This is a genomic window from Enorma phocaeensis (assembly GCF_016901575.1).
Classification (GTDB): domain Bacteria; phylum Actinomycetota; class Coriobacteriia; order Coriobacteriales; family Coriobacteriaceae; genus Limicola; species Limicola phocaeensis_A.
In genome coordinates, this window is sequence record NZ_JACJKQ010000012.1 from 35,202 (window position 1) to 60,773 (window position 25,572).

General features: G+C 62.4%; 12 protein-coding genes. All 12 read left to right on the forward strand.

The window, feature by feature from the left end; all coding sequences use genetic code 11:
* Positions 1 to 10 precede the first annotated feature (10 nt).
* Positions 11 to 4,609, forward strand: coding sequence for an acyl-CoA dehydratase activase (locus H6A15_RS07225; protein WP_204673080.1), 4,599 nt, complete (start codon positions 11 to 13; stop codon positions 4,607 to 4,609).
* Entirely contained in the window at positions 4,593 to 5,249 is a 657-nt protein-coding gene (locus tag H6A15_RS07230; RefSeq protein WP_204673081.1) for a TetR family transcriptional regulator, read from the forward strand. The genes H6A15_RS07225 and H6A15_RS07230 overlap by 17 nt, the downstream gene beginning before the upstream one ends.
* Before the next feature lie 394 nt (positions 5,250 to 5,643).
* On the forward strand, positions 5,644 to 8,277 hold the full coding sequence (locus tag H6A15_RS07235; protein ID WP_204673082.1) for an ATP-dependent Clp protease ATP-binding subunit: 2,634 nt from the start codon (positions 5,644 to 5,646) through the stop codon (positions 8,275 to 8,277).
* Positions 8,278 to 8,491: 214 nt separating this feature from the next.
* Positions 8,492 to 9,571, forward strand: a complete 1,080-nt coding sequence (gene disA, locus H6A15_RS07240; protein WP_428840701.1) for a DNA integrity scanning diadenylate cyclase DisA — start codon at positions 8,492 to 8,494, stop codon at positions 9,569 to 9,571.
* Positions 9,568 to 10,410, forward strand: a complete 843-nt coding sequence (gene ispD, locus H6A15_RS07245; RefSeq protein ID WP_239462441.1) for a 2-C-methyl-D-erythritol 4-phosphate cytidylyltransferase — start codon at positions 9,568 to 9,570, stop codon at positions 10,408 to 10,410. The genes disA and ispD overlap by 4 nt, the downstream gene beginning before the upstream one ends.
* A 519-nt stretch (positions 10,411 to 10,929) precedes the next feature.
* Positions 10,930 to 14,427, forward strand: coding sequence for a leucine-rich repeat protein (locus H6A15_RS07250; RefSeq protein WP_204673084.1), 3,498 nt, complete (start codon positions 10,930 to 10,932; stop codon positions 14,425 to 14,427).
* Between the two features lie 90 nt (positions 14,428 to 14,517).
* Positions 14,518 to 14,883 (forward strand): hypothetical protein, encoded by a 366-nt coding sequence (locus H6A15_RS07255; protein ID WP_204673085.1) that lies wholly within the window; start codon positions 14,518 to 14,520, stop codon positions 14,881 to 14,883.
* A gap of 280 nt (positions 14,884 to 15,163) precedes the next feature.
* Complete coding sequence (locus H6A15_RS10450) at positions 15,164 to 18,580, forward strand: right-handed parallel beta-helix repeat-containing protein (protein ID WP_239462442.1); 3,417 nt, start codon at positions 15,164 to 15,166, stop codon at positions 18,578 to 18,580.
* A 530-nt stretch (positions 18,581 to 19,110) separates the two neighbouring features.
* On the forward strand, positions 19,111 to 19,590 hold the full coding sequence (gene ispF / locus H6A15_RS07265) for a 2-C-methyl-D-erythritol 2,4-cyclodiphosphate synthase (protein ID WP_204673086.1): 480 nt from the start codon (positions 19,111 to 19,113) through the stop codon (positions 19,588 to 19,590).
* Between the two features lie 242 nt (positions 19,591 to 19,832).
* Positions 19,833 to 21,299 carry a cysteine--tRNA ligase gene (gene cysS / locus H6A15_RS07270; RefSeq protein ID WP_204673087.1) on the forward strand — a complete coding sequence of 489 codons (1,467 nt, stop codon included), beginning with the start codon at positions 19,833 to 19,835 and terminating at the stop codon, positions 21,297 to 21,299.
* A 295-nt stretch (positions 21,300 to 21,594) separates the two neighbouring features.
* Positions 21,595 to 22,170: a hypothetical protein gene (locus H6A15_RS07275; protein WP_204673088.1), complete on the forward strand. Its 576-nt coding sequence runs from the start codon at positions 21,595 to 21,597 to the stop codon at positions 22,168 to 22,170.
* Complete coding sequence (locus tag H6A15_RS07280) at positions 22,167 to 25,394, forward strand: type I restriction endonuclease subunit R (RefSeq protein WP_204673089.1); 3,228 nt, start codon at positions 22,167 to 22,169, stop codon at positions 25,392 to 25,394. The genes H6A15_RS07275 and H6A15_RS07280 overlap by 4 nt, the downstream gene beginning before the upstream one ends.
* The last annotated feature ends 178 nt before the right edge of the window (positions 25,395 to 25,572 follow it).

Sequence of the window (25,572 nt, forward strand, 5' to 3'; positions counted from 1 at the left end):
TGAGGGATGCATGACGCAGACAACCGACTATGCGGGCCGCACGCTTCATGTGGGGCTTGATATCGGGTCCACCACCACCAAGGCCTTCGTGCTGGACCCTTCCGACAACACAACGCTGTTCTGGCGCTACAAGCGTCACAACGCCCGCCAGGCTGCGAGCGCGGCGGAGGCGCTCTCCGACGTGGGCGCGCGCTTTCCGGGCGCGCGCCTGCGCGTCGCGGTCACCGGGTCCGGCGCCCGCGACATCGCCCGTGCGCTCGACGCCGCCTACATTCAGGAGGTGGTGGCGAACTCCATCGCCATCCGCGAGCTCTATCCGCGGGTCCGCTGCGCGATCGAGCTGGGCGGGCAGGATGCGAAGATGATCTTCTTCCATGCCGACGACTCCGGTGTGCCCGCGGTGTCAGACATGCGCATGAACGGGTCGTGCGCGGGCGGCACCGGTGCCTTCATCGACGAGATGGCCAAGCTCTTGGGCGTTCCGAGCGAGGGCTTCGAGGAGCTTGCCGCCCAGGGGACGACGGTCTACGAGATATCCGGACGCTGCGGCGTCTATGCCAAGACCGATGTTCAGCCCCTGCTCAACCAAGGCGTGTCTCGGGCAGACCTGGCGCTTTCCGCCATGCATGCCGTTGCTCGCCAGACCATCGGCGGCCTTGCGCAGGGCATCGACATCGAGGCGCCGGTCATCTTTGAGGGCGGCACGCTCGCCTACAACCCCACGTTGGTCAAGGTGTTTCGCGAGCAGCTCGATCTGTCCGACGACGACGTGGTCGTGCCCAGCGACCCGCAAGTGATGATCGCCCGCGGGGCGGCCCTTTCGCTCGCGGGCCTCTTTGCCGACGAGCAGGCGGATGTCGACCCTGCCGGCGGCGTGGAGGCGCTCGAGGAGCTGCAGCGCAACCCCGTGTCCGACGACGACGTTGCCGCTGCCGTCCCCTTCTTTGAGACCGAGGCGGAGCGCGCCGAGTTCGAGCGCCGCCATCCCGCCGAGGCTGCTGCGCCGGGACCTGCCGGCTATCATCGCGGCGAGGTGGTCCATGCCTACCTCGGCATCGACTCGGGCAGCACGACCACGAAGTTTGCGCTCATAGACGCCAGCGGCGGGCTTATCGATTCGTTCTATGCATCGAACGAGGGCAAGCCGCTCGATGTGGCGCGTCAGGGCCTGTTGGATTTAAAGAGGCGGTGGGACGACGCGGGCGTGTCGCTCGCCATCGATGCGGTGGGGACCACGGGCTATGGCGAGCTGCTCTTCGCCCGGGCGCTTCACGCCGACTATCATACAGTCGAGACGGTGGCGCACGCCCGCGCCGCCGCCATGTGCGTGCCCGACGCCACCTTCGTGCTCGACATCGGCGGCCAGGACATGAAGGCGATATGGCTCGACGGAGGCGTGCTCACCGACATCGTGGTCAACGAGGCGTGTTCGGCGGGCTGCGGGTCGTTTCTCGAGGGCTTTGCGGCGAACCTGCACATTCCGGTCGACGAGATCGCGAGCGCGGCCTTTCGTTCGGCGGAGCCTGCGAGCCTCGGCAGCCGCTGCACGGTGTTCATGAACTCCAGCGTGGTGTCCGAGCAGCGTCGCGGCAAGGGGCCAGACGACATCATGGCGGGACTTTGCCGCTCGATCATCGAAAACGTGTTCACCAAGGTCATTCGCGTCTCCAACCTCGATCGGCTGGGGGAGCGGATCGTCGTGCAGGGCGGCACGTTCCGCAACGACGCCGTGCTGCGCGCCTTCGAACAGTATCTGGGGCGTCCCGTCACGCGCGCCCCGCACCCTGGCCTCATGGGGGCGATCGGCGTGGCGCTGCTCGCTGCGGAGAACGCCGCCGGGCAAGAGGAGCGCGGCGGAGAGGCGTGCGCGTCGAGCTTTATCGGCCTCGACGCCATGGAGGGCTTCGCGCACCAGGAGTATGCGGGCGTGACGTGCCGCCGCTGCGGCAACCATTGCGCGCGCACCGTCATCGCCTTTTCGGACGGCTCGCTATATGTGACGGGCAACCGCTGCCCGCGCGGCGAGGAGATCGATTGGGACGAGCTGGTCCGCGAGGTTCCCGAGGCGTCTGCCCCGGTGCAAGATCCCAAGGGTAGCGACGAGCCGGCCTCCGGCACCCGCGGCGTGCCTGCCGACGATGCCCCCGCGCGCACGGGCGCCCCTGCGGCGAATCTCTTCGACGAGCGCGAGCGGCTCCTGTTCCAGAATTGGCCCTGCACGCCCGTCGCCCCTGATAGGGGGCAGACCGTTGGCATCCCCCGGGTGCTGGAGTTTTGGGACACCATGCCCTTCTGGTCCACCATGTTCCGCGCGCTGGGCTTTACCGTGCGCATCTCACGGCCCAGTACCCGCCGCACCTTTGAGCGCGGGCTTGCCCACGTGACGTCCGACACCATCTGCTTTCCGGCAAAGCTCGTGCACGGCCATGTCCGCGAGCTCGTCGACGCCCACGTCGACCGCATCTTCATGCCCATCATCACCACCGTGCCGACGGAAAACGTCGCCAAGACCAGCGAGTGGATGTGCGCCGTGGTGAAGGGATATCCCTATGTGATGCGGAATTCCGACAACCCCGAGGAGCGCTACGGCGTGCCCTTCGACACGCCGCTGTTCCATTGGTACACCGATCGCGACCGCACGCATCAGCTTGTCGGCTGGCTGCATGAGACATTCGGCGTGACCGAGAAGGAGGCTCGAGCGGCCATCTCGCAGGGCGACGACGCGCAGCGCTCCTTTACCGAGCGCCTGCAGCAGCGCGGTCAAGAGGTGCTCGACCAGGTCCACGATGCGGGCGGCTATGCGGTGGTCATGGCGTCGCGCCCCTACCACAACGACCCGCTGGTGAACCACGGGCTGCCCAAGCTCTTCTGCAGCCAGGGCATTCCGGTGCTCACCCCCGACGCCGTTCCCGGCGTGCGCGAGGTCGACCTCTCGAGAAGTCGCCTCGACATCGTGAACAACTTCCATGCGCGCATGCTCTCTTCGGCGGTAATCGCCGCCGGCTCGCCCGACCTGGAATATGTGCAGCTGGTCAGCTTCGGCTGCGGGCATGATGCCTATCTGTCCGACGAGATCGTGCGCCTGATGCGTGAGGTCTCGGGCAAGGCGCCGCTGATCTTGAAGATTGACGAAAGCGACGCCACCGGCCCCCTGCGCATCCGCGTCCGCTCGTTTATCGAGACGACCGAGCGTCGCCGTCGCGACGAGGCGGGACGTGCCGCGGCGGCAAGCGCCCCGCGGGAGCTGCCCGACCCCTACGAGGTGAAGTACACGCGCGCCGACCGCAAGCGTCGCGTGGTCCTTGTTCCCAACACGAGCCATGCCTTCTGCCGGCTCATGACGGCGGCGATGCGTCGCGAGGGCGTGCGGGCGGATCCGCTTCCTGTCGGGCGCGAAGAGGCCATCCGCCTGGGCAAGCGCTACGTGCACAACGACATCTGCTTCCCCGCGCAAATCACCATCGGAGAGGCGCTCGAGGCGCTTGAGAGCGGCCGGTATGCGAGGGACGAGGTCGCCATCGTCACCGGCAAGTACATCGGCGACTGCCGCCTCACGCACTATATGCCCTTGCTGCGCCGCGCGCTCGACGATGCGGGGTATGCCGACGTGCCCGTGCTCACCAACGACGACGTAGACGCTCACGGCGCCTATCCGGGCTTCAAGTTGGGTCTGCCGGCATGCCTCGAGATCATGTGGGGCTTGCCCATGATCGATGCGCTCGAAGCCTTGCTGAGGCGCATGCGTCCCTACGAACTCGAGCCGGGGTCGGCCGAGCGCGCGTTCGACGAGGCGCTCGACGAGGTGATTCGCGGCATCGAGGAGCACGGCCTGCGCGGGGCGGAAGAGGGTTTCAAGCGCGCTATCGAGATTATGAAGCGGGTCCCCTACGACCGCTCGCGCCCGCGTCCCACGGTGCTCATCGTGGGCGAGTACCTGCTCAACTTCCATCCCGGGGCCAATCACGAGATCGAGCGCTATCTCGAAGCAAACGGCCTCGAGATCATCGAGGCGCGCATGACCGACGTCATCCGCAAGAGCTATTTCTACAAGCACGCGCAGTCGCGCGAGTATCGCGTCGACATCCCGCTTGCTGACAAGGTCTGGTACGCCACGGCCGACAATCTCTTCGATGTGGCCCACGACCGCTGTGACCGCATCGCGGGCTCCCATCCGCTCTACGAGCCGCCGGTTCGCATGCCCGAGCTCGTTCAGGCCAGCGACGAGGTGCTTCACCATACCTTCGATGCGGGCGAGGGCGTGCTCATCCCTGCCGAGATCCTGGAGAACGCCGCACGGGGCTGCCGCGCGTTTGTCATCCTGCAGCCTTTCGGCTGCCTTCCCAACCACGTGGTGGGTCGCGGGCTGGTGCGCGCGCTCAAGGAGCGCTATCCCGACGCGCAGATCCTGCCGCTGGACTACGATCCGGACGTGAGCTTTGCCAATGTTGAGAACCGTCTGCAGATGCTCATCATGAACGCGCGCGAGCGCGGGGACGCCCCCGGCGGCGCGGCAGACACCGGAGACGGACCGGCCGGCGTCGGCTGCACCGGGGCGGGGCAGGGAGGCCCGAGGCAAGACGGGGAGGTGGACCGTGGCTCGACCGCGTAAGGATGCCGAGGGCGCGACCGCCCGCCAGCGCATCATCGATGCGTTCTGGCATCTGCTCGAAGACCGGCCCGTGCACGACATCGTGGTGGGAGCGGTTTCCGACGCCGCCTGCTGCAACCGGGGGACCTTCTACTACTATTTTCCCGATATGAACGCCCTCGTTGCGAGCGCCATCCGCGAAGAGTTCTTCTCGGACGACGCCCTCGCCCGGGCGGTGTCGGGGATTCTCGCCGGCGGGGACGCGAAGTTCATCATGCGTTCGATCTCTCCGCGCCGTACGCGACGCATCTCGCTCATCATGCGGGCGGGTGGCGAGCGCATCGTCGAGGTCGCCGTTCGGGATGCCGTCCATGCCCGGTGGCGTGAGCGGCTGTGCGAAGCGGGCTGCGACCTCGAGCCGGCGTCGGTCTTCGCCATCCAGTTCATGGTCGGCGGATTGCTCGGCTACTTCTCCTATATGGTGCAGGCAGACGACGCGGCGGTCCCGCTCGACGCGGATGCCCGCCGCTACCTGAGGCAGGTGGCGCGCGCCACGGTCCAGGCGGTGTCTGATGCGCAGGGCTTGGATCCCCAGGACGTGAAGGCGCGCTTGCGCTGCGGCGTTCCCAAGGAACCCATGGACGACGCGGCGGCATCCTAGGTTTTGCGCTGCGGGGCTGCGCAGCGCCGCGTGTCGGGCGCCAGTTCCGGCTCGCCCAAGCGCATTCGTTTCGGTTTGATGCAGATTTTTTCCTGCTGGTCGAGTAGACGCGAAAATCCTGCAACAAAATGCCTGGATTTGACCTTGCCAAATCGGTCTCTACTCGGTGGTTCTGGAATTATCTGCATAAAACCGAAGCGAACTGATTCCGACGGCAAACATGCGCCCTTCACGCCCTGTTGACATTCTCGCAGAACGGCCATTCGTTCGATTATTATGGTACGTCCTTGGGTACACATCCGGGGAACGAACATCGCTATGAGGGGAATGCGGCGCTGGGGGCGCCGCCGATTGGTCATGCCAGGAGAGTCCCCGCACAAAAGAGGTGTAGAGCATGCTAGACAGATTTACCGACCGCGCCCGCCGCGTCATGGCCATGGCGAAGGAAGAGGCGGTCGCGCTTTCGTCCACCAAGGTGGGCACGGAGCACCTGCTGCTGGCCCTCGCCAAGGAGGAGGAGGGTATCGCGGCGGAGGCGCTGCGCTCGCTGGACATCTCCTACGACGACATCCTTGCGCAGCTCAAAGAGACGCTTACCACGCAGCCGGGCGACGTCGACGAGGACGCCGGGCAGGCGAAGCTCGCCTTCACGCCAGCGGTTATCGAGGTCATGGAGCGTTCCTTCCGCCTGGCGCGTGAGAACAACCAGACCTACGTTTCCACGGAGCACCTGCTGCTGGGCGTTGTCGACGAGTCGTCCTGCAAGGGCGTCGACCTGCTGACGCGCCTGGGCGTTACCGCCGCATCGGTGCGCTCGGCGGTGGAAAAGCTCACGTCGAAGGACCAAAGCAGCAAGCGCCCCATGGCGGGCGCCGGGGCGGGCCGCCCGGGCGCCGGGCTTCCGTTCTTTTCTGGAGAGGCGGCACAGGGCAAAGGCGGCGAGACGAGCGTCTTGAAGCAGTTCGCCACCAACCTCACCCAGGAGGCGCGCGACGGCAAGCTCGATCCGGTCATCGGCCGCGAGCGCGAGATCTCGCGCATGATGGAGATTCTCTCCCGCCGCACAAAGAACAACCCGCTCATCTTGGGCGATCCTGGCGTGGGCAAGACCGCCATTGTCGAGGGGCTCGCGCAGGAGATCGCTTCCGGCAACGTGCCTGAGAACCTCATCGATCAAAACATCTGGTCGCTCGACCTGCCGGGTCTTGTCGCCGGGGCAAAATACCGCGGCGAGTTCGAGGAGCGTCTGAAGGGCGTCATCCAAGAGGCGACCGAGGCCGACGACGCGATCTTGTTCATCGACGAGATGCACACGCTCATCGGTGCAGGCTCCGCTGAGGGCTCCATCGATGCGAGCTCCATGCTCAAGCCGGTGCTTGCGCGCGGCGCCTTCCAGATCATCGGCGCCACCACGGCCGAGGAGTTCCGCAAGTACCTCACCAAGGATCCCGCCTTCGAGCGCCGCTTCCAGTCCATCGATGTGGAAGAGCCGAGCGTCGAGGACACCATCAAGATCCTGAACGCGCTGCTGCCTCGCTACGAGGAGCATCACCACGTCCACTACACCCCCGAGGCGGTAGAGGCCGCGGCTAGGCTCTCGGCTCGCTACATCCAGGACCGCTACCTGCCTGACAAGGCTATCGACCTCATCGATGAGTCGGGCGCCCGCGCCCGCATCGCGGCAAATCGCGCGCCCGAGCCGGTGCGCGAGGCCGAGGCTCGCGTGGCCGAGCTCAAGGGAGAGGTCGCCGAGGCCACGGATCGCGACGACATGAATCGGGCCGCCGAGCTGAAGGAGCAGGAGGGCGCCGCCGAGATCGCCCTCTCCGAGGCCCGCGCCGCCTGGAACGCCCAGATGGACGCAAGTCCGATCGAGATCGATGTTCCGCAGATCGCAGACATCGTATCGGTCACCTCGGGCGTGCCGGTCTCCTCGCTCACCGAGGACGAATCGCGCCGCCTGCTGAAGTGCGAGAGCGTGCTCAAGACGCGCATCATCGGGCAGGACGAGGCGGTCAACGCCGTGGCGAAGGCCATCCGGCGTTCGCGCTCGCCGCTCAAGGATCCCCGCCGTCCCGGCGGCTCGTTCATCTTCCTGGGTCCCACCGGCACGGGAAAGACCGAGCTCGCCAAGACGCTCGCAGAGTACCTCTTTGGCAGCAAGGACGCGCTTATCAGCTTCGATATGTCGGAGTTTGCCAGCCAGTACGAGGTCTCGAAGCTCATCGGTAGCCCTCCGGGATACGTTGGCCATGAAGAGGGGGGCCAGCTTACCAAGGCGGTCCGCCGGCATCCCTATTCGGTGGTGCTCTTCGACGAGATCGAGAAGGCACATCCGGACATCTTCAACATTTTGCTGCAGGTGCTCGACGAGGGACGTCTCACGGACGGCCAGGGCAAGACGGTCGACTTCCGCAACACCGTGGTCATTATGACCTCCAACGTGGGCGCCCGCGAGATCGCCCAAGACGCGAGCGTCGGCTTCGGCACCACCGGCGAGGCGGGTCTCTCCTCCAAGGAGATCAAGAGTCGAGCCATGGGAGAGCTGAAGCGCCTGTTCCGTCCGGAGTTCTTGAACCGCGTCGACGACATCGTGGTGTTCCAGAAGCTTTCGGGTGACTCGCTCGTCTCGATTGCCGAGCTGCTGGTGGACGACCTGCGCCAGCGCCTCATCGCCAACGGCATGAACATCGTGACCACGCCTGCCGCCATCGACAAGATCGTCTCCGAGGGCACCGACCTCACAAACGGCGCTCGCCCGCTGCGCCGTGCCATCCAGCGCCTCATCGAGGACCCGCTGTCCGAGGAGCTGCTCGCCGGCGAGTGGAGCGAAGGCGATACCGTGCTGTGCGACGTGGTCGACGGCGAGTTCGTGTTCAGCCATACCACGGGCGAGATTCCTGCGCCGCGTCACACGGGTGCCCTGGGCGGCTCGTTCGAGAGCGCTCCGCGCTCAGGCGGCGGCTCTCCCGCGCTCACGGGAGGCGGCCCCGGCGGCATCTCCCAGATGGGTGCGGGCGCCTGCTAGGCGTGCATGAGAACAAGGGGCGGCTCCTCAGGGTCCGCCCCTTTTTCTGTGCCTCGCTTTGCGCCGTTCTGCGTCGCGGATGTGCCTTTGTAAGGCGAGGGCATGATTTCGTCCAGTTAATTCTGTTGCATTGCGCAATTGTCGGGTCGGCCGGGAGCATCTCCATGCGAAAATACCTGTATGACTGTGACTGATTGACACGTTATGCGAGCGCATGGGATGGGAGAGCACATTGGATAAAGAGCAAGTGCAAAAGCGTATGAACGAGGCGATTCGGCTGACCGCGCCGGGGCAGCCCATTCGCGCCGCCCTGGATATGATCATCGCGGGGCATCTGGGTGCGCTCATCTGCGTGGGCGACTCCGAGCATGTGCTGGCGGCGGGCAACGACGGCTTCCCGCTGAACATCTCGTTCACCAGCAACCGCTTGTTTGAGCTCTCCAAGATGGACGGCGCCATCGTCATCGATGACGACGTCACCCAGATTCTGCGCGCCAACTTCCATCTGAATCCCGACCCTTCGCTTGCCACGAGCGAGACGGGCATGCGCCACCGCACCGCCGCGCGCATGAGCGTGCTCACCGACGCCATCGTCATCTCGGTGTCGGCGCGTCGCGCCGTGGTAAACGTGTATGTGCATGGAAAGTCCTACACGATCCAGCCGGTCTCCGACATCATGAGTTCGGTGAACCAGCTGGTCTCGACCTTGCAGACCACGCGCGCCTCGCTTGACCGCGCGCTGCTGCGCCTGACGGCGTTGGAGCTTGACGACTACGTAACGCTTGCCGACATCACGGACATCTTCTCGAGCTTCGAGATCCTCCAGCAGGCAAAGGGAGAGCTCGAGTTCTGCATCGTGAAGCTCGGCACGCAGGGCAAGCTCGTGCAGATGCAGCTCGAGCAGCTCGCGGGCACCAGCATCGACAACGACTACACCCTCATGATTCGCGACTATGCAAGCGATTCCTCCGAGGAGAACGCGCTGCGCATCCGCGAGCAGTTCTCGTCCATGACGCCGCGCGACCTCACGAATCCCCAGCGCGTGGCAGAGGTCTTGGGCTATGACGACCTGGACGAGGATTCGGTCATGACGCCGCTCGGCCTGCGCACCCTCTCGCAGGTTTCCGTGGTGCGCGACGGGGTCGCCGAAAAGATCGTGGATGAGTACGGCTCGCTTCAGGACCTGATGGATGACATCCGCAAGGATCCCGAGCGTCTGGGCGACTTCGGTGTGAACAATCCCACGATCCTTGCCGATTCGCTCTACCGCATGCAGGGCAAGCGGGGAGCATGATGGCTCGAGACGAGGTGTCTTCCAGCGTGTTTGCAGGGTTTGCTGGGCAGCATGCGGCATGCGCTTCTGCGTCCGGAGGCGCGGTCCCGATGCCGCCGGTGTGTGCCGTGATCGTTGCGGGCGGTTGTGGGTCCCGGTTTGGCAATCCCGGCGGCAAGCAGCTGGTAAACGTGGCGGGACGTCCGCTGGTCGCCTGGTCGATCATGGCGTTTGACCGCTCCTGCCTGGTCGGCCACATCGTGGTGGTCTGTCCGGCCGAAAAGCGCGCCGAGATGCGCCGTCTCGCCATCGACCCCTTTGATTTCAAGACGCCCATCACCTTTGCCGATGCCGGCGAGACCCGTCAAGACTCGACCGCCTCGGGCATCGACGCCGTGCCCATGGGCTTTGAATACGCGGCCATTCACGACGGGGCGCGCCCGCTCATCACCACAGGGGCCATCGACAACGCGATACAGGTGTTGCTTGCCGACCGTTCGCTCGACGGCGTGGTGTGCGGACAGCCCGCCATCGATACCCTGAAGATCGTAGACGGCGAGCGCATCGTGGAGACTCCGCCGCGCAGCATGTACTGGGCGGCGCAGACCCCCCAAATCTTTAGCGTCGAGGTCATGCGGCGCGCCCATGCCGCCGCCGTCGCCGAAGGGTTTGTGGGCACGGACGACGCCTCGCTTGTGGAGCGCATGGGCGGCGCGGTGCAGTGCGTGGCAAGTCCGCGCGACAATCTGAAGGTCACGGTGCCTGAGGACCTGCGCCCCGTGACGGCGATCCTTTTGGGTCGCATGAGCGACGCGGAGAGCGCGCAGGACACGGGCGTCATGCCTCGCGTGCAGCTCTGACGGACGCCCCGAGACAAAGGAGTTCAACCTACGCCGCTGCGCATCGGACATGCGCCGCTAGCACGGGGCGCAGGCGAAGCTGTGGCGGCGTTCGCCAAACGTATGAACTTATGACGCCGAGGTGCGGGCGCGAGGCCCGTTGCCGCCGAAAAATCCAACCGTAGACCCCATTTTTAGCACACGTTTCCCCATCTGCCGCGTTGACAAAATGAGCGGGGGGGGGGTATGCTTTTCAAAGTGTATCTGGACGTGTCACATAGGGGGACGAATGGGAAAGGTGCGTTTGTCGGCATGGGGAACCCGGCGCCGCGCCGCGTCAGGATGCAGAAACCCGCAGCCGCTGGCTCAATAAGCTCACGGCTGCCGCAGCTCTATCGGGGTTCTCGCCTTATGGCGGGCAGACCTGGGGAGTCGGATGGAGCATCGGACATAAAACGCAGCAACATCAAACGAAGGACGGGATTTAACATGGTGCAAGCGATACGGCGGGTTTTCGCAGCTTTGTGTGTCATCGCATACATGGCGCTCATGCCTGCAAATGCCTGGGCAGAGGAGCGGGAGGTGACCTTCGAAGACGGGGGCGCCTCATATGAGGCAACGATCGACACCGAGGCCCTCACGGCGACGCTCACCGGGCTGAAGCTCACCGAGCAGGTCGCCGAGCTCTCCCTTCCTTCGAGCATCGTCAGTGATGGCGTCACCTACACGGTCAGCGAGCTTTCTGCCGCGTTAGGTTGGGGCACCCAGTGCGCAGGGGTGACCTCTCTCGTCATCCCCGAGACTGTCACGAGTGTCGACGGCATGCGCTTTTCAAAGTTTCCCGACCTTACCTCGCTCACCATTCCTGGTTCCGTAAAGAACTTCAACGGCTCGCTACAGAGCATGAGCAAGCTTCAGACCCTTACGTTTGAAGAGGGTGTTGAAGAGATCTCTTCAAACTTTATGGTGAACAACTGTTCAGCGTTGTCAACCGTTAACCTTCCGAGCACGCTCAAGCGCCTGAGCCAACCTGCCACCTTCGAGAATGCCATCTCGCTAACGTCTATTACGTTGCCCGAGGGCATCCAGATAACCGAAGGCAGCACCTTTAGTGGTTGCACATCGCTGACGAGCATCGTTCTGCCTGCATCGATCGACGAGATTGTATCCAGCATGTTTGCTGACTGCACCGCGCTCACAACGGTCGAGGCGAAGGGTGTCATCACATCCGTTGGGCAGGGCGCCTTCTCAGGGTGCACAGCGCTCACCACCATACCTTCGCTTTCTTCGGTGACATCTATCGGGCACTCTGCATTCAAAGAGTGCAGGGCGCTGACGGGGCCGATCGATCTCTCGCAGGTCACCACGCTCGGGTCGTATGCGTTTTATAACTGCAGGAACTTAACGGGAGACCTTGACTTGGGTAACGTCACGTCTATCCCTACCTACGCGTTCTCGTATGTGACGGCACATGTGACCGCGCTCAACCCTGCCATCACCTCAATCGGCACGTGGGGTTTTGTGTGGACCGACCTTTCGGCGGTGGGGTTGCCCGAACGTTTGAAAAGCATCGGATCGTATGGATGCTACGGTGCCGATCTGCCCGACCCGTTGGAGGTGCCGGATGGCGTTACCTCTCTGGGCGCCGGCGCGTTCGATAATACGGGTCTCACTCAGATTGTGCTCGGCTCAAGTATCGAGACTGTCAATGCCAACGTGTTTCCCAGCACACTTAAGAAGCTCACCATCAACAATAGCGAAGACATCGTGAAGATCGAAGGCGCGCTCCCAACGAGCTGCAAGGCGAATTACACGGTGCCATCGCTCAAAGATGCGGGCGATACGATAGCTGAGAACGGAAAAGCTCTTCAGGAAGCGGTGAAAGATGCCGCCTCGGGCGAGGTCATTGTGCTGCGCAAGAACGTGACCCTTAAGGATGGGCTGACCATCCCCGCGGGCAAAGACATCACCATCAAGTCCGATGGCGAGACCCGGTACCTCTTTGCCTCGAAAGATGGCTCCATCAACGACCTCATTGTCGTTGGAGCAGGTGCGCATGTGACGTTTGCGGGGGAGGGCTCCGGCGAGCTCGTCCTGTTTGGACGGTACAACGAGCACAGCGTCGTATCTTCTCAAGGTGTGGTGACGCTCTCCGAGGGAGCCCGTGTTACCCGTGCTTCGATTTCGACTGATAGCACAGGTGTGGTGGAGGCTTCGGGTGAGGGCGCGAGCATCGAGGTTGCCGGCGGTGTCATCGACTCGTGCAAGGTGCTTGATGATGCCGCTTACAGCGCGCCGGTGCGTGTGAGCGACGGTGCCTCGTTCATTATGACGGCAGGTTCTATAGAGCAGAACATCGCAACGGATGCAGACCCGCTCAACAGCTCTTCGGGCGTCCTCATGTTGGGGAATGCCACGGGCTCCATGTCCGGTGGCGCCATCCGGGGCAACAGCGGCGTGCGCGGGGCGGCCCTTATGCTGTTCGGCAATGAAGATGATGCCAGGACAACCTTCACGTTATCCGGCACGGCGCAAATCGGTGGCAACGTGTGCTCCGCTGCTAACAAGGCCAACGTAAGCGCCTCGGGTGCCGTGCATGTCGAGAGCAATGCAACATTCACCATGGATGGCGGCGCCATTGACGGGAACCGCGGCGGCAACGGCGCTGGGGTGTGCGTGGTTGACGGAAACCTGCAGAACGATGAGCAGGAGTACAAGACCGCATTTGTCATGAACGGCGGTTCGATCTCGAACAATCATGGCTTCACGGGTGCTGGCGTGTACTCATATACCAACGGAGTGACGCTCAACGCAGGCTCCATCACCGGCAACACCGCCACCAAGATGGGCGGCGGCGTGTATAGCGAGGGAAACTACGATCACTACAGCACGCTTCATATGAGCAATGTCCTGGTGACCGAGAATACCGCGCCCCAGGGCGGCGGCATGTGGTTCTGCGCGACGGGGATCGCGCGACTGTATGTGTCCGAGGGCGCTGCAGTGTTTGGAAACGCTGCCGTGGTGGACGGGTTCTGGCGCGCAGCGGGTGATGACTTCGTATTCTCGGCGTTTGCGAACGACGCTGGCAGATACGATGCAGAGGTCGCTAGCAGGATGCTCGGCGGAGGTGCCGTGTCGTGGATGGAAGACGGCAGGGTTAGACTTCAGGCTAGTTCTGGCGTCTACCCATCGGTGAATCCAGACGTCCCTCGCTATGGTGAAGAAGGGGCTAGCACAGAGCCGATCGATACCACGCGCATCACGTCGTGCATGGCGCTCAAGGCCGTTTCCACTACGGATGCTCAGGATCTTGCCAAGACCCAGGCAAAGCTCATCATCTCGGGTAACACTGCGGGCTGGTACGGAGGCGGCGTGGCTTCGAACGGCGGCATTACCGTCGGCAATGATGAGGAAACGCTTTCGGTTGAGGTCTCCAAGGTCTGGTGCGACAACGATGACGCCGCTGGCAAGCGTCCCGAATCGGTGACCGTTCATGTGCTGAATGGCGAGAAGAGGATAGATACGGCTGTGCTCAGTGCGGCCAACAATTGGAAGGCGACGTTTACCGGCCTTCCCGCCAGGGGCGCCTACAGCGTCGTGGAGGACGTTCCCGCAGGATACCAAGGGACCGTGACAGGCAATGCGGGCGACGGCTTCGTGCTTACGAACACCTATGTCCCAAGTACGACGCCGGACGACGGCCCCGACAATCCGCCGACGTCCCCAGATGAGCCAGATGAGCCGGATACGCCTGACACGCCGGACGAGCCGGATACCCCGGATACGCCTGACACGCCGGACGAGCCGGATACCCCGGATACGCCTGACACGCCGGACGAGCCCGACACTCCCGACACTCCCGACACGCCGCAGAGTCCTAACGAGCCACAAGCTCCGGATGATTCAGGCGATGCTGAGGAACCCGGGCTGCCCAAAACGGGCGACTCGTCTGTCGCGCTCGCGCTTGTTGTGGGCTTCGCCGGTGTCGCGGCGATCGTGGTGGCTATCGCCGTTTGGAGGCGTGCCCGTCGTCGATAAGGTCGATTGCGCTTTGGCCTGCAGGTCAGTGCTGCCGAGTTATGAAAGCGCCTCGGCACCGATGCGTGACTCTGGGAAGGAGGGTTTCGTATGGCAGGGCGAAAGCTCGCAGATGACGTGCCGCGCATACACGGCAGGCACGCGTTCTCGTACGAACGCGTGCTCGTCCTGATTGCGTTTGGTACGGCGGGCAGCAGTGCCCGAGGTCCGGTGCCTGCTGCCGACAACGCAGACGGGCTCGTCATGGCAAAGGCCGATATGGCCAAGATGCTCGGCGTGTGCGAGCAGTCCATCAACCGATCGATTTCCAAGCTCGTCAAGTTGAAGCATGTCGAACGCGTGCCCCGCGCGGGCGACACGGGTGCCTCGCTTGCCAACCTGTATCGCGCTACGCCCGATGGCGTTCGGGAGGCGTCGCGCCTGATGGCTGCCATGTTGGGTACGGGCGACTCGTAGCTCGGCGCTCGCTACATAGCCGGTCGGTTGGCGTCGATATGACGAGGACGACGTATGGGATGGAAGCTGAAAGATCTGGGGAGGAGATTGTGGATACGTTGAGGCTCAAACTGGTAAGAGACAGCCATGCCAAAAGGGTGTTCCAAGACTAAGATTACGCTCGTTCGGGAGCCTTGTCGCATGCACGCTGACGCTTCTGTGCGCGCTGTGCTTTGTCGGCGTGCCGGCGAGGGCGTATGCGACGGAATCCGTGACCACGTGGGATGACCTTGCTAACGCAGTGGAAAAGGTGTCTTCCGAATCGCCGGTCGATATTTCCGCGTCTGGTACCTTGACCGCGGACAGCTCCGTTTCGATTCCTGAGAATGCCGACGTCACCATAACCTTCGCAGACGACGCCGCTATCGACCGCGGGCAGTCGGACGACAAGGATGACAGCCCGACGTTCATCGTTGCCAAGGGTGCGAGGCTCACCATCACCGGCAGCGTTACCGTTAACGGTGACACGGGTATGTTCGTACAGGTAGCAGAGGGCGGCTCGCTCACCCTCAACGGCAGCATTGCCGCCGACGAGGTCAATGGAGAAGAGAGCTTCATTGACGTGGCGGGCAGTCTTACCCTAAACGCCAACGGCTCCGTGAGCGGGTGGAAAGGTGTCGAGGACGGCGCCTCTGCCGTAGAGGCAAGCGGCGAGAATGCGAGCATCACCGTGAACGGTGGCAGCATTACCGATAACTCGGGCACCTCGCGCGGCGGCGTGCAAGTGCTCAAAGGTGCCACCATGACTATGGAGGGCGGCTCGGTCACCAACAACAGGCTCACTGGCGGTAACAGCTATAGCTATGGTGCGGGCATCTATCTTTCGGGTGGCAGCACGCTCACTGCAGAAGGCGCTGCCATTACTGACAACTGCGGCAAATATGAAGGCGACTGGAGTAGACGCCAGCAGGCAGGCGGCGGTATTGCCGTCACGGGGGTTGGCAGCACGGTTACTCTTACCAACTGTAAGGTTGAGAGGAATCGCGTGGCGAACAACAGCGGCTGGGCTGGCGGCGGCATCTACGCCGCGAACAAAGCCCGCGTCACCGTTACGGGCGGCAGCATCTCGAACAACTCGGCCTTCACGAGCGATGACCACACGCAGCATGAGAGCGGTGGCGGTGGTGTCTACGCCACGGGCGATGCGGTAGTTTCTCTCACAGACGTTACGATTAACGGCAACACCGCTCTGCTGGGGGCTGGTCTATACCTCAACGGCGTTGCGGGTGCGAGGATCGAGGACTGCACCGTTTCGGGTAATATGACGCTGCGAGATAGCAGCCCGAGCGAGCCCTACAGCAACTCCAGCGTTGGCGGCGGCATCCTCGCCCGGACCTCCGGTGGCGGCCTCACGCCCCCGGGCGGCGGGTCCGATGCTGAACCCACAGGCATCCAGATCGTCGACACCACGGTGAGCGGCAACACCGCCACGCAGGGCGGCGGTGGCGTCTGCGTGCTGGGCGGCGACGTCGCCATGCGAAACGTAAAGGTTACGGGCAACGACGCTCCGCAAGGTGGCGGCATGTGGATTCAGGGCAGCTCCGATGTGACGCTCGACAACTGCACCGTGGGCAGCAACGAGGCGTCTGCCGCCGGTGGTGGAATCGGTGCTGGCGCAGGCGAGCTTACGCTTACCGAGACCTCGGTAAGCGAGAACACGGCGGGCGAGGCCGGTGGCATTTATAACGGTGGCGCCGACATTACCCTCGTGAGCGGCTCCATCGCCAACAACATCGCTCTCAGGGCGGGCGGCGTAGAGAACGTTGGGGCCTTCACCCAGGAGGGAGGGGATATCACCGGCAACCAGGCGACAGCGGAAGAGGGCCAATCTGAGGATCAGGCCCTCGCCGGCGGCGTGGCTAACATCACGGGCACCTATACCATGGAAGGCGGCCGCATCTTTGGTAACACGGCTGCGTATGGTGCGAACGACTTCTATAACTACGCCGAGCCCACCGAGGAAGGCGGCGACGAAGGCCAGGGCGGAGGCATCGACGTCGACGACAGCTGGGAAGGCGACCACGACATGGGTCTCGACTCGGTAGGGGGAGAGACGCGGCCTGGTCTCGCCGCCGCGCCGGCGCCTCGAGCCAACGAGCACGGCACCTTCACCCTTATCGACCCCTCCGGCTTTATCCTGGGCGTGGACGGCTGGTACGAGGACAAGCCGGACGCTCGCTATAAAGACACCGATGAGGCTGACCGCGTTAAATACGAGATTGTCGAGAACGACACTTCCGAGCAGTACCTCACGCTCGGCGAACCCGTAATTGCCGGCACCCTTACCTTGGAGCCTCGGGACATGGTTGCCTATACGGGTGGCGACTCTATGGACAACGACAACTTCCCCGAGGTCCGCTATCGCGTGAGCGCTGATGACGATCTTTCTAAAGCGCTTGATGAGGGGGACGTTGGGCTTGCGCTGCTGGTTGACGGCGATTCCGTGTCACTCGATGCCGAGGATGCGACCGTAGGTGATGGAACCATCGTCATCCCCGAGTTGGACGCCGCTTTCTCGCTTGAGGAGGGCTCTGCTGCCGATGATGACGAGGTGGCGGGCGTCTACGATGTGGTCATCTCGGATGACGACGTTGCGGCAACGCTTTCCGACGGCCGTCTTGTGAATGTCAAGGTCGCCACATCCGATGAGGAGCCTGCCACGCTTACGGTACGCACCGTCTCAAACGCCAGCGAGGCTGCGGGCGAGGAAGGCACCGCTGATGTGGTGGCCGCCAATCCCGTTATTGTGGGCGAGACGGCGACCGGCGAGCAGGATAGCGCGCTTGCCACCGCTACGGTTGCTGCTGGCGCCACGTTCTTCACCAACGGCGACGACTCGATGGGCCTGCTCGGCATCGATGGCGCCGACCCCGATAGCGGCGCACAGGTGTCGCTGCTCTTCGATGACTTGCTTCCTGTTGAGAACGGTACGACCGCCGACACCGAGGCGCTGCTTGCCAAACATGCCGGCATCGACGCATCATCGACCGAGTTCAAGTACCTCGACTTGGTGAATGAACACGACGGCAATGTTTGGGTGAGCACGGACTCTGACATCACGATCTCTTGGCCTGTTCCCGAAGGCGTGGACCCCAGCAATGTCACGTTTGCCGTGCATCACTTCAAGGGCCTGCATCGCGAGTACGGTGGGGCCGGATCTCCTGACGCCGCCGATCAGATTGCCAAGAGCGAGGTGGAGGTTATTCCATGCAGTGTCGTAGACGGACGTGTGGTCTTCACGCTTGACGGCGATGTCGAGGACGGCAGCTTCAGCCCGTTTGCACTCACGTGGACGAAGGCGTCTGATCCGGGTGGCGACACGCCGGATCGTCCTCCGGTGAATCCCGGTGGCGATGACGATCCCGATACGCCAGATACCCCCGACACTCCGGTGGATCCTGAAGATCCTGACACCCCGGATACCCCTGATGAGCCGGATAGCCCCGAAGATCCGGATACGCCTGACGCCCCAGTTACCCCGGAGACTCCCGAGGAGCCCCAGGATCCAAACGTGCCCGAAGATCCGCAAGACTCCTCAGGCTCAACGGATCACATTCTGCCCTCCACCGGCGACGTGGCCCCCATAGTCGTGCTTATAGCCGCCGTCGGAGGAGCTGCCGCCCTTGTCGGCTCTGCCCGGATGCGTCGTAAGAGATAGTCATCGCTCGCGTGCCCACGCTGTCGTGCGCATAAGCTGACCGGCGCTTCGCTGTGGCCCTGCGCGGTATCCCATGAAGCCTTTGCGGCAATGGGTACCGTGCGGGGCCGTTGCTCATATCTGCATAGCTCAGGTAGTCCATCTAGGTACGACGAGGCTCCGAACGTGCCCCCGGCTCTTCCAGGGTGGCTGCGTTCCTCTATACACGCCTCGACGGCGTGCCTGCTTGCGGGTTCAAGCGCTGCCCGCGGCGGCTTCGCTGGGAGATGCGGGCTATGCTGCCGGATGCGCGGGGGAGGGCATGCCGCCTGCTCAAAGTGAGACTAGGCTGCCCATAGTCTCGGTCTGAGCCCGTTTCAAGCCCGAAACTGAGACCACATCGCCCAAGGGCTCAAACGCCGCGCCGTTCTCCCGCACAATCCGAGCCTAGGGTGCGTCTGGTCTCAGAATCGTCGCCAGCCCGTGGATTCCCCGCGCCGCGCTCCATGCGCTATGATGCCAGTCAAATGCCGACACTGGGAAGGATTACAATGCTGCGCATCGGACATGGTTATGACGTGCATCGGCTTGTGGAGGGCCGGCGCTGCATCATCGGCGGGGTGGACATCCCCCACGACAAGGGGCTGCTGGGCCACTCCGACGCCGACGTGCTGGCGCATGCCTTGGCGGATTCGATTCTCGGCGCCTGTCGCGGCGGAGACATCGGCAAGCTCTTTCCCGACACCGACCCTGCGTACGAGGGGGCGGATTCCCTCAAGCTCCTCGCCGCGGTCATGGAGTATGCCCGCGAGCGCGGCTACGAGTTCGTAGACGCCGATTGCACCATCGCCTGCCAGGAGCCCAAGATCAGCCCGTTTCGCGAGCAGATGCGAGCGAACCTTTCGCGGGCGCTCGGCGTCGACGTGGAGCAGGTGGGGGTGAAGGCCACGACCACCGAGCGTCTGGGCTGGGAAGGCAAGGGCGAAGGTGTCGGCGCGTGGGCGGTCTGTTTGCTGGAGAAGCGGGCATAAGGGCCGCCGCTCGAGGTTCGGCTCGAACCCCGCTCCTCTTCACGAAGCCGTTGTGGCGCCTCAGCCGGCTCGATGGGCTGTCAAAGGAGTTCTTCCTGCCCATGCGCCAGTCGAGTACCATATTCACCATACAAGCAATGTTTGGGCGGTGCGCCCCATCGTTCGCGTGGAGTTTCGCGCCGGGCGCGGCGGGCACCGGTTGAGCAGCGAATGACGGGGCGAGTTGCCCCTCGGAGGATGTCATGAAGATTTACAACAGCGCCACGCGCAAAAAAGAGGAGTTTGCCCCGATTGAAGAGGGCAAGGTCCGTATGTATGTGTGCGGCCCTACCGTCTACGACAACATTCATATCGGCAACGCCCGCACGTTCATCTCCTTCGATGTGATTCGTCGCTGGCTCATCGCTTCGGGCTATGAGGTCACGTTTGCCCAGAACCTGACCGATGTCGACGACAAGATCATCAACCGTGCCAACGAGCAGGGGCGCACCGCTGCCGAGGTGGCAGAGGAGTTCTCGGAGAAGTTCATCGGCATCATGCGCGCCGCGAACGTCATGGACCCCGACATTCGCCCCCGCGCCACGAAAGAGATCGGTCCCATGATCGGCATGATCAAGAGTCTGATCGAGCAGGGGCATGCATACGCGGCGGAGAACGGCGACGTGTACTTCTCCGTGCGAAGCGATCCCAGCTATGGCGAGGTGTCCGGACGCAAGATCGACGACCTCATGGTGGGCGCGCGCATCGAGGAGAACGAGGACAAGCGCGATCCGTTGGACTTTGCCTTGTGGAAGGCGGCCAAGCCCGGGGAGCCCGAGTGGCCGAGCCCGTGGGGCAAGGGCCGTCCCGGCTGGCACACCGAGTGCGCCGCCATGGTCCATCGTTATCTGGGCACGCCGATCGACATCCACGGCGGCGGCTCCGACCTCGCCTTCCCGCATCATGAGAACGAGTGCGCCCAGGCAAGCTGCTGCTGGCACGAGGGCTTTGCCAACACATGGATGCATACGGGCATGCTGCTTGTCGACGGCGAGAAGATGAGCAAGTCCCTGGGCAATTTCTTTACGCTCGAAGAGGTGCTGGAGAAGCACTCGGCCGCGGCGCTGCGCCTGCTTATGCTGCAGACGCACTATCGGTCGCCGCTCGATTTTAGCTGGGAGCGCCTTGAGGGCGCGGAGAACTCGCTTGAACGTATCGCGACCTGCGTCGAGAACCTTGTCTGGGCGGCGAACCACGCAACGGGCGAGGCCGATGCCGAGCGTGCGGCCGCGCTCATCGCTGCCGCCGAGCGGGCGTCAGCCGAGTTCGAAGAGGCCATGAACGACGACTTCAACACCGCCAGCGCCGTTGCTGCTTATTTCCAGCTGGTGACCGAGGCAAATACATATCTCGATGAGGTTGCGGGCGCTGCCGATCCCGAGGCGTGCTTCGCTTGCTCTGCCGGCATCGCTGGCGCCTTTGCCATCCTTGGCGTGAAGCTCCGCGAGCCCAAAGAGGAGCTTCCCGTCGGCCTGCTCGGGGTTGCTGGCGGGCTCTGCGGCTACACGGGCGATAGCGTGGACGATGCCGCCGAGGCGATCCTCGCTGCTCGTGCCGAGGCACGTGCGGCAAAAAACTGGGAGCTTGCCGACGCCATCCGCGACCAGCTGCGCGACATGGGGCTTGTCATCGAAGACACCGCTGCCGGCTCGCGCCTCAAGCGGGCGTAGCATGACAACGGCCGCCTAGGTCGAACTCGGCCTGGGCGGCCGTGCCGCATCGATATCGTTTATAGATGCTTGCGTATGCTGTTGGGCGCCTGCCGTTCGATAACATGTAGGATATGGCTCGCGGGGTTTATCTTGAAAGACGAGGGCCGCTGGCGTTTACTAACGGTGGCCCTCACTGCTATCTAAGGTAATTAGTAATTTTCAAAAGGCACAAATCTACTTGACCTCTCATGCTAGCCGGTATATTCTTCTTAGTAGGCTAATTGATTTTGTAATTTTTAGGAGGCACAAAATCATGGCGCTGCTAAGAGATGCGGCTCAATTAATTAGCGGAACGCCGCAATTCCGTATCACAGAGGATTGGGGAGACGCTGCGCCGCGTTACGTCATTTACTCCCAGATGGATTTGGAAGATGATTCAAGGGGTCTGATTACCCAGCGTGCTGGAGGTAAGCAGGTAAAGACATGGGATGTCGTTGTAACGGCATCGACAGGCGATGTGATATTCAGCCTTCTGTCCGGGACAGCTGTCATCGCGCAGGCTGAGCATCATGGCTACTTGTTAACGCAAAACTATATCAAGCTCATTCCTGTTGGCGAGATTGATGCTTTCTATCTCGTATACCTGCTAAACGAAAACCGATTAATTAGGCGGCAGCTTAGGGTTGGCCAGCAGGGGTCTAGCACCATGAAGTACACGTTAAGGCAGCTGCGCGAACTGGAGCTGCCGCAGCTTCCCAGCCTCAAAAGGCAGGAGCTTATTGGTAGGGCGTACGCATGCCAGCTCAAACTTGACGCTCTAAGAAAGCGAATGTCCGAGCGCGAAACTATTCTGGTACGAGAAATGATGAGAAGGGCGGACCGGCAATGAACAACACTATCGACAAGAGCGAGCTGCAGTTTGAGTCCGACCTGATTCAGTACCTGTGCAGCGGTGCCATCACGCAGCCTTCTTCCGCGACATGGGGCATCGTGCGAGAAAAGCCCGTTGACTACGTGGTCAAAACCAAGCTATGGACCTACGAGCCCGCCATCAAGACTACCGAGCAGCTCTGGGACAACTTCAAGAAGATTTTGGAGCGCCACAACCAAAGCACACTCGACCATCCCCTGAGCGCGCTCGAGTTTGCCCAGGTGAAAAAAGCAATCGCTGATCTTCAGACGCCCTATCAGGCGGGTCAGTTCCTCTACGGTCTCAACGGAGTGTCGCAAATCGAGGTTGACCTTGACGACGGCCGTCATGCGTTCCTCACGGTCTTTGATCAAAAGCAGATCGGTGCTGGTGACACCATCTACCAGGTAGTGAACCAGATTGAGCGTCCGGCGAGGGTTCCGGGCAAGCAGAACCGCCGATTTGACACGACGCTTCTCATCAACGGACTGCCCATCATCCAGATAGAGGAGAAGCGCGACACGCACGACGTGGATGAGGCTCTCAATCAGATGCAGCAATACATTGACGAAGGGCAGTACCGCGACATCTACTCAACCCTGCAGATACTTGTTGCCATAACGCCAAATGACGCAAAGTACATGGCAAACACCACCAGCGAGAAGTTCAACAAAGACTTTGCGTTTCGATGGCAGAGAAAGAGCGACAGCGCCGTCGTGCGCAACTGGAAGGAGTTTGCCGACTCGATGCTCTCCATCCCCATGGCGCATCAGATGTCAACGAATTACATGATCTTGGACGGAACCAAGAACAAGCAGTGCCTCAAGGTCATGCGCCCGTATCAGGTCTATGCTACCCAGCGAGCAATCGAGGGCGTCAAGCACGTCGACTTTGATCTGGGCGTCAACAAGGTGGGCTACATCTGGCACACCACTGGGTCTGGCAAAACCATCACCAGTTTCAAGACTGCGTGGCTCGCAAGTCGCCTGCCAGGGGTTGACAAGGTCGTGTTTCTGGTGGACCGGATCGCGCTCACCAAACAGACGCTCGAAAACTATCGTGCGTACGACCCTGATGCGGCGGGCGACCTGCTCGGAAGCATCCGCAACACCGACAACACGTCCGACCTGAGCCGCAAGCTCAAGTCCAAGGGCAACGACATCATCGTGACCTCGGTCCAGAAGCTGGAGAGGCTCGTCAAGCGCAGGTCGTTCCAGGCACCCGAGAAGAACATCGTGTTCATCGTAGACGAGGCGCACCGTTCGACCGGAGGGGAGGCGTTCGAGACCATCCAGAAGGCGTTCCGGCACGCGGCGTGGCTGGGCTACACTGGCACTCCCATGTTTGACGAGACCACGACCGGCCTGCGTACCGAGGACATCTTCGGCCCGCTCCTGCACGCGTACACCATCCGCGAGGCTATTGCCGACCGCAACGTCTTGGGCTTCCAGGTGGACTTTGAAACGACCATATCCGAGCAGGCGATGAAGGAGGATTACCTACCGCAGTTCTACCGCGACCAGCACCCCGACTGGTCCGAACGGCAGATTGAGCGCAAGATCGCAAACCTCACTCCGGACGACATGGACGATGCGATCGAGCCAAGCTTCTATGACGAGAACCCCGATCACGTGCGGGAGGTGGTGCGGGACATCTTTGACAACTGGCGCAACCGCTCAGCCAACGGCAGATATAACGCGCTGCTCACCACGCACGTGGGTGGAGGCAGGGCGTCTACGCCCATGGCCATGATGTACTACCGCGAGTTCCAGCGCGTGAACGCCGAGCGGCGAGCCGAGGGCAAGCCCGCGCTCAAGGTTGCCGTCACCTTTAGCCAGAGCACCTCAAACAGCGACTTCATGCTCGAGACAAACAAGGGGCTCTATGAGGCCATCACTGAGTACAACCAGGAGTTTGGAACGAGTTGGGGCATGGACGACGTCTCCGGCTACACGCAGGATGTTATGGCGAGGCTCAACAAGACGTCGGACGACGGCGTGTTTCTCGACCTGGTAATCGTGGTTGACCAGCTCCTGACTGGTTTTGACGCGCCCGAGCTCAATACCTTGTATGTGGACCGCACGCTCAAGGGCGCAGGCCTGATCCAGGCGTACTCGCGCACGAACCGCATTGCGGACATGCAGGAGAAGCCGTGGGGCCACATCGTCAACTACCGCTGGCCGGCGCAAAACGAGCGGCTCATGAACCAGGCGCTGGCCATCTATGCAAATCGAGGCTCCGCCAACCTCACCGACGAGCAGCGCGGCAGGCAGAACGTGCTCGACGGCATTACCGCCCCTGAGTTCGAAGAGGTATTCCACCAAGTCAAGGAGAAAGTTGCCAAGCTAGCTGATCTGACTCAGGACTTTACGCAGCTTCCCCCATCGGAAAAGCAGAAGGAGCTCATGCTCGACCTGCTACGCGAGTACAACGCTGGCATGGCAAAGATCAAGCAGTTCAAGCCGGATGAGCTTGGCGGCGAGAAGGTCGGCTTTGATTACGACAACCCTGACGAGCTGTTGCGCGCGTTGGGCATGGAGCCCGATCAGGAGAGGATGCTCACGACATCGCTGGCAAACGAGCTCAAGGAGCATCTTGCCAAGGCGCAGAACGTGCCAGCCTATCAGATCGAGCTGCGCATGACGCACGTCAAAGAGATCAAGGTGGACTACGACTACCTGACTGAGCTCATCGAGGCGCTGCTCAACGCCGTTCACGAGAAGAAGGCGAGGCAAGTCGAGGAGACGAGGGCCAAGATCGAGCAGTTTGCAAGCGGTCTTGCGGACCGCACGTATGCGGGGAAGATTATGCGTGCCGTGGGCGCCATCGTACGTGGCGACTATCCTCCGGCCGACTCTGGCGTGACCTACCCGGTGAAGTTGGAAACCCAGGGCGATGGCGAGCGGGTCATCCAGGCGGCGAGCAACGCGAGCCTTGACCGATCTCTGCTCGACTTTAGGTTGAAGTGGGGCATAACCGAGGTAGTCAAGAGCGCTCAGATGCGCGAGCTGTTTAGTCGTCACCGCTTTGGGCAGCAAGACCTTGACGATACGGGCGCAATCACGAGGATAGTTGCCGAAGCATCGGGTGAGTATAAGACGATGGCGACGGACGAGGCGGTGCAGTCGCTTTCGCGCATCAAGTATCGAAACGCCCTTCGCGACGCGATCTACGACATGGCCGACGAGTTGACAGAGAGCTAGGGGCCCACCATGAGCGAATCAAAATCGAATGCACCCAAGCTGAGGTTCCCCGGTTTCACTGGTCCTTGGGAACAGCGTAAGCTGGGGGACATCTGCACGTTCTCCAAGGGTCGCGGATACTCAAAAGATGACCTGCGCGAATCTGGAACCCCCATCATTCTCTATGGTCGCCTCTATA

What these genes read in the sequence shown, in the direction of transcription:
- H6A15_RS07275 (WP_204673088.1), top strand. Translation starts at nt 21,595, where the DNA reads ATGGCGCTGCTAAGAGATGCGGCTCAATTAATTAGCGGAACGCCGCAA.
- H6A15_RS07250 (WP_204673084.1), top strand. Translation starts at nt 10,930, where the DNA reads ATGGCGCTCATGCCTGCAAATGCCTGGGCAGAGGAGCGGGAGGTGACC.
- disA (WP_428840701.1), top strand. Translation starts at nt 8,492, where the DNA reads ATGGGATGGGAGAGCACATTGGATAAAGAGCAAGTGCAAAAGCGTATG.
- ispD (WP_239462441.1), top strand. Translation starts at nt 9,568, where the DNA reads ATGATGGCTCGAGACGAGGTGTCTTCCAGCGTGTTTGCAGGGTTTGCT.
- H6A15_RS07280 (WP_204673089.1), top strand. Translation starts at nt 22,167, where the DNA reads ATGAACAACACTATCGACAAGAGCGAGCTGCAGTTTGAGTCCGACCTG.
- ispF (WP_204673086.1), top strand. Translation starts at nt 19,111, where the DNA reads ATGCTGCGCATCGGACATGGTTATGACGTGCATCGGCTTGTGGAGGGC.
- H6A15_RS07225 (WP_204673080.1), top strand. Translation starts at nt 11, where the DNA reads ATGACGCAGACAACCGACTATGCGGGCCGCACGCTTCATGTGGGGCTT.
- cysS (WP_204673087.1), top strand. Translation starts at nt 19,833, where the DNA reads ATGAAGATTTACAACAGCGCCACGCGCAAAAAAGAGGAGTTTGCCCCG.
- H6A15_RS07235 (WP_204673082.1), top strand. Translation starts at nt 5,644, where the DNA reads ATGCTAGACAGATTTACCGACCGCGCCCGCCGCGTCATGGCCATGGCG.
- H6A15_RS07255 (WP_204673085.1), top strand. Translation starts at nt 14,518, where the DNA reads ATGGCAGGGCGAAAGCTCGCAGATGACGTGCCGCGCATACACGGCAGG.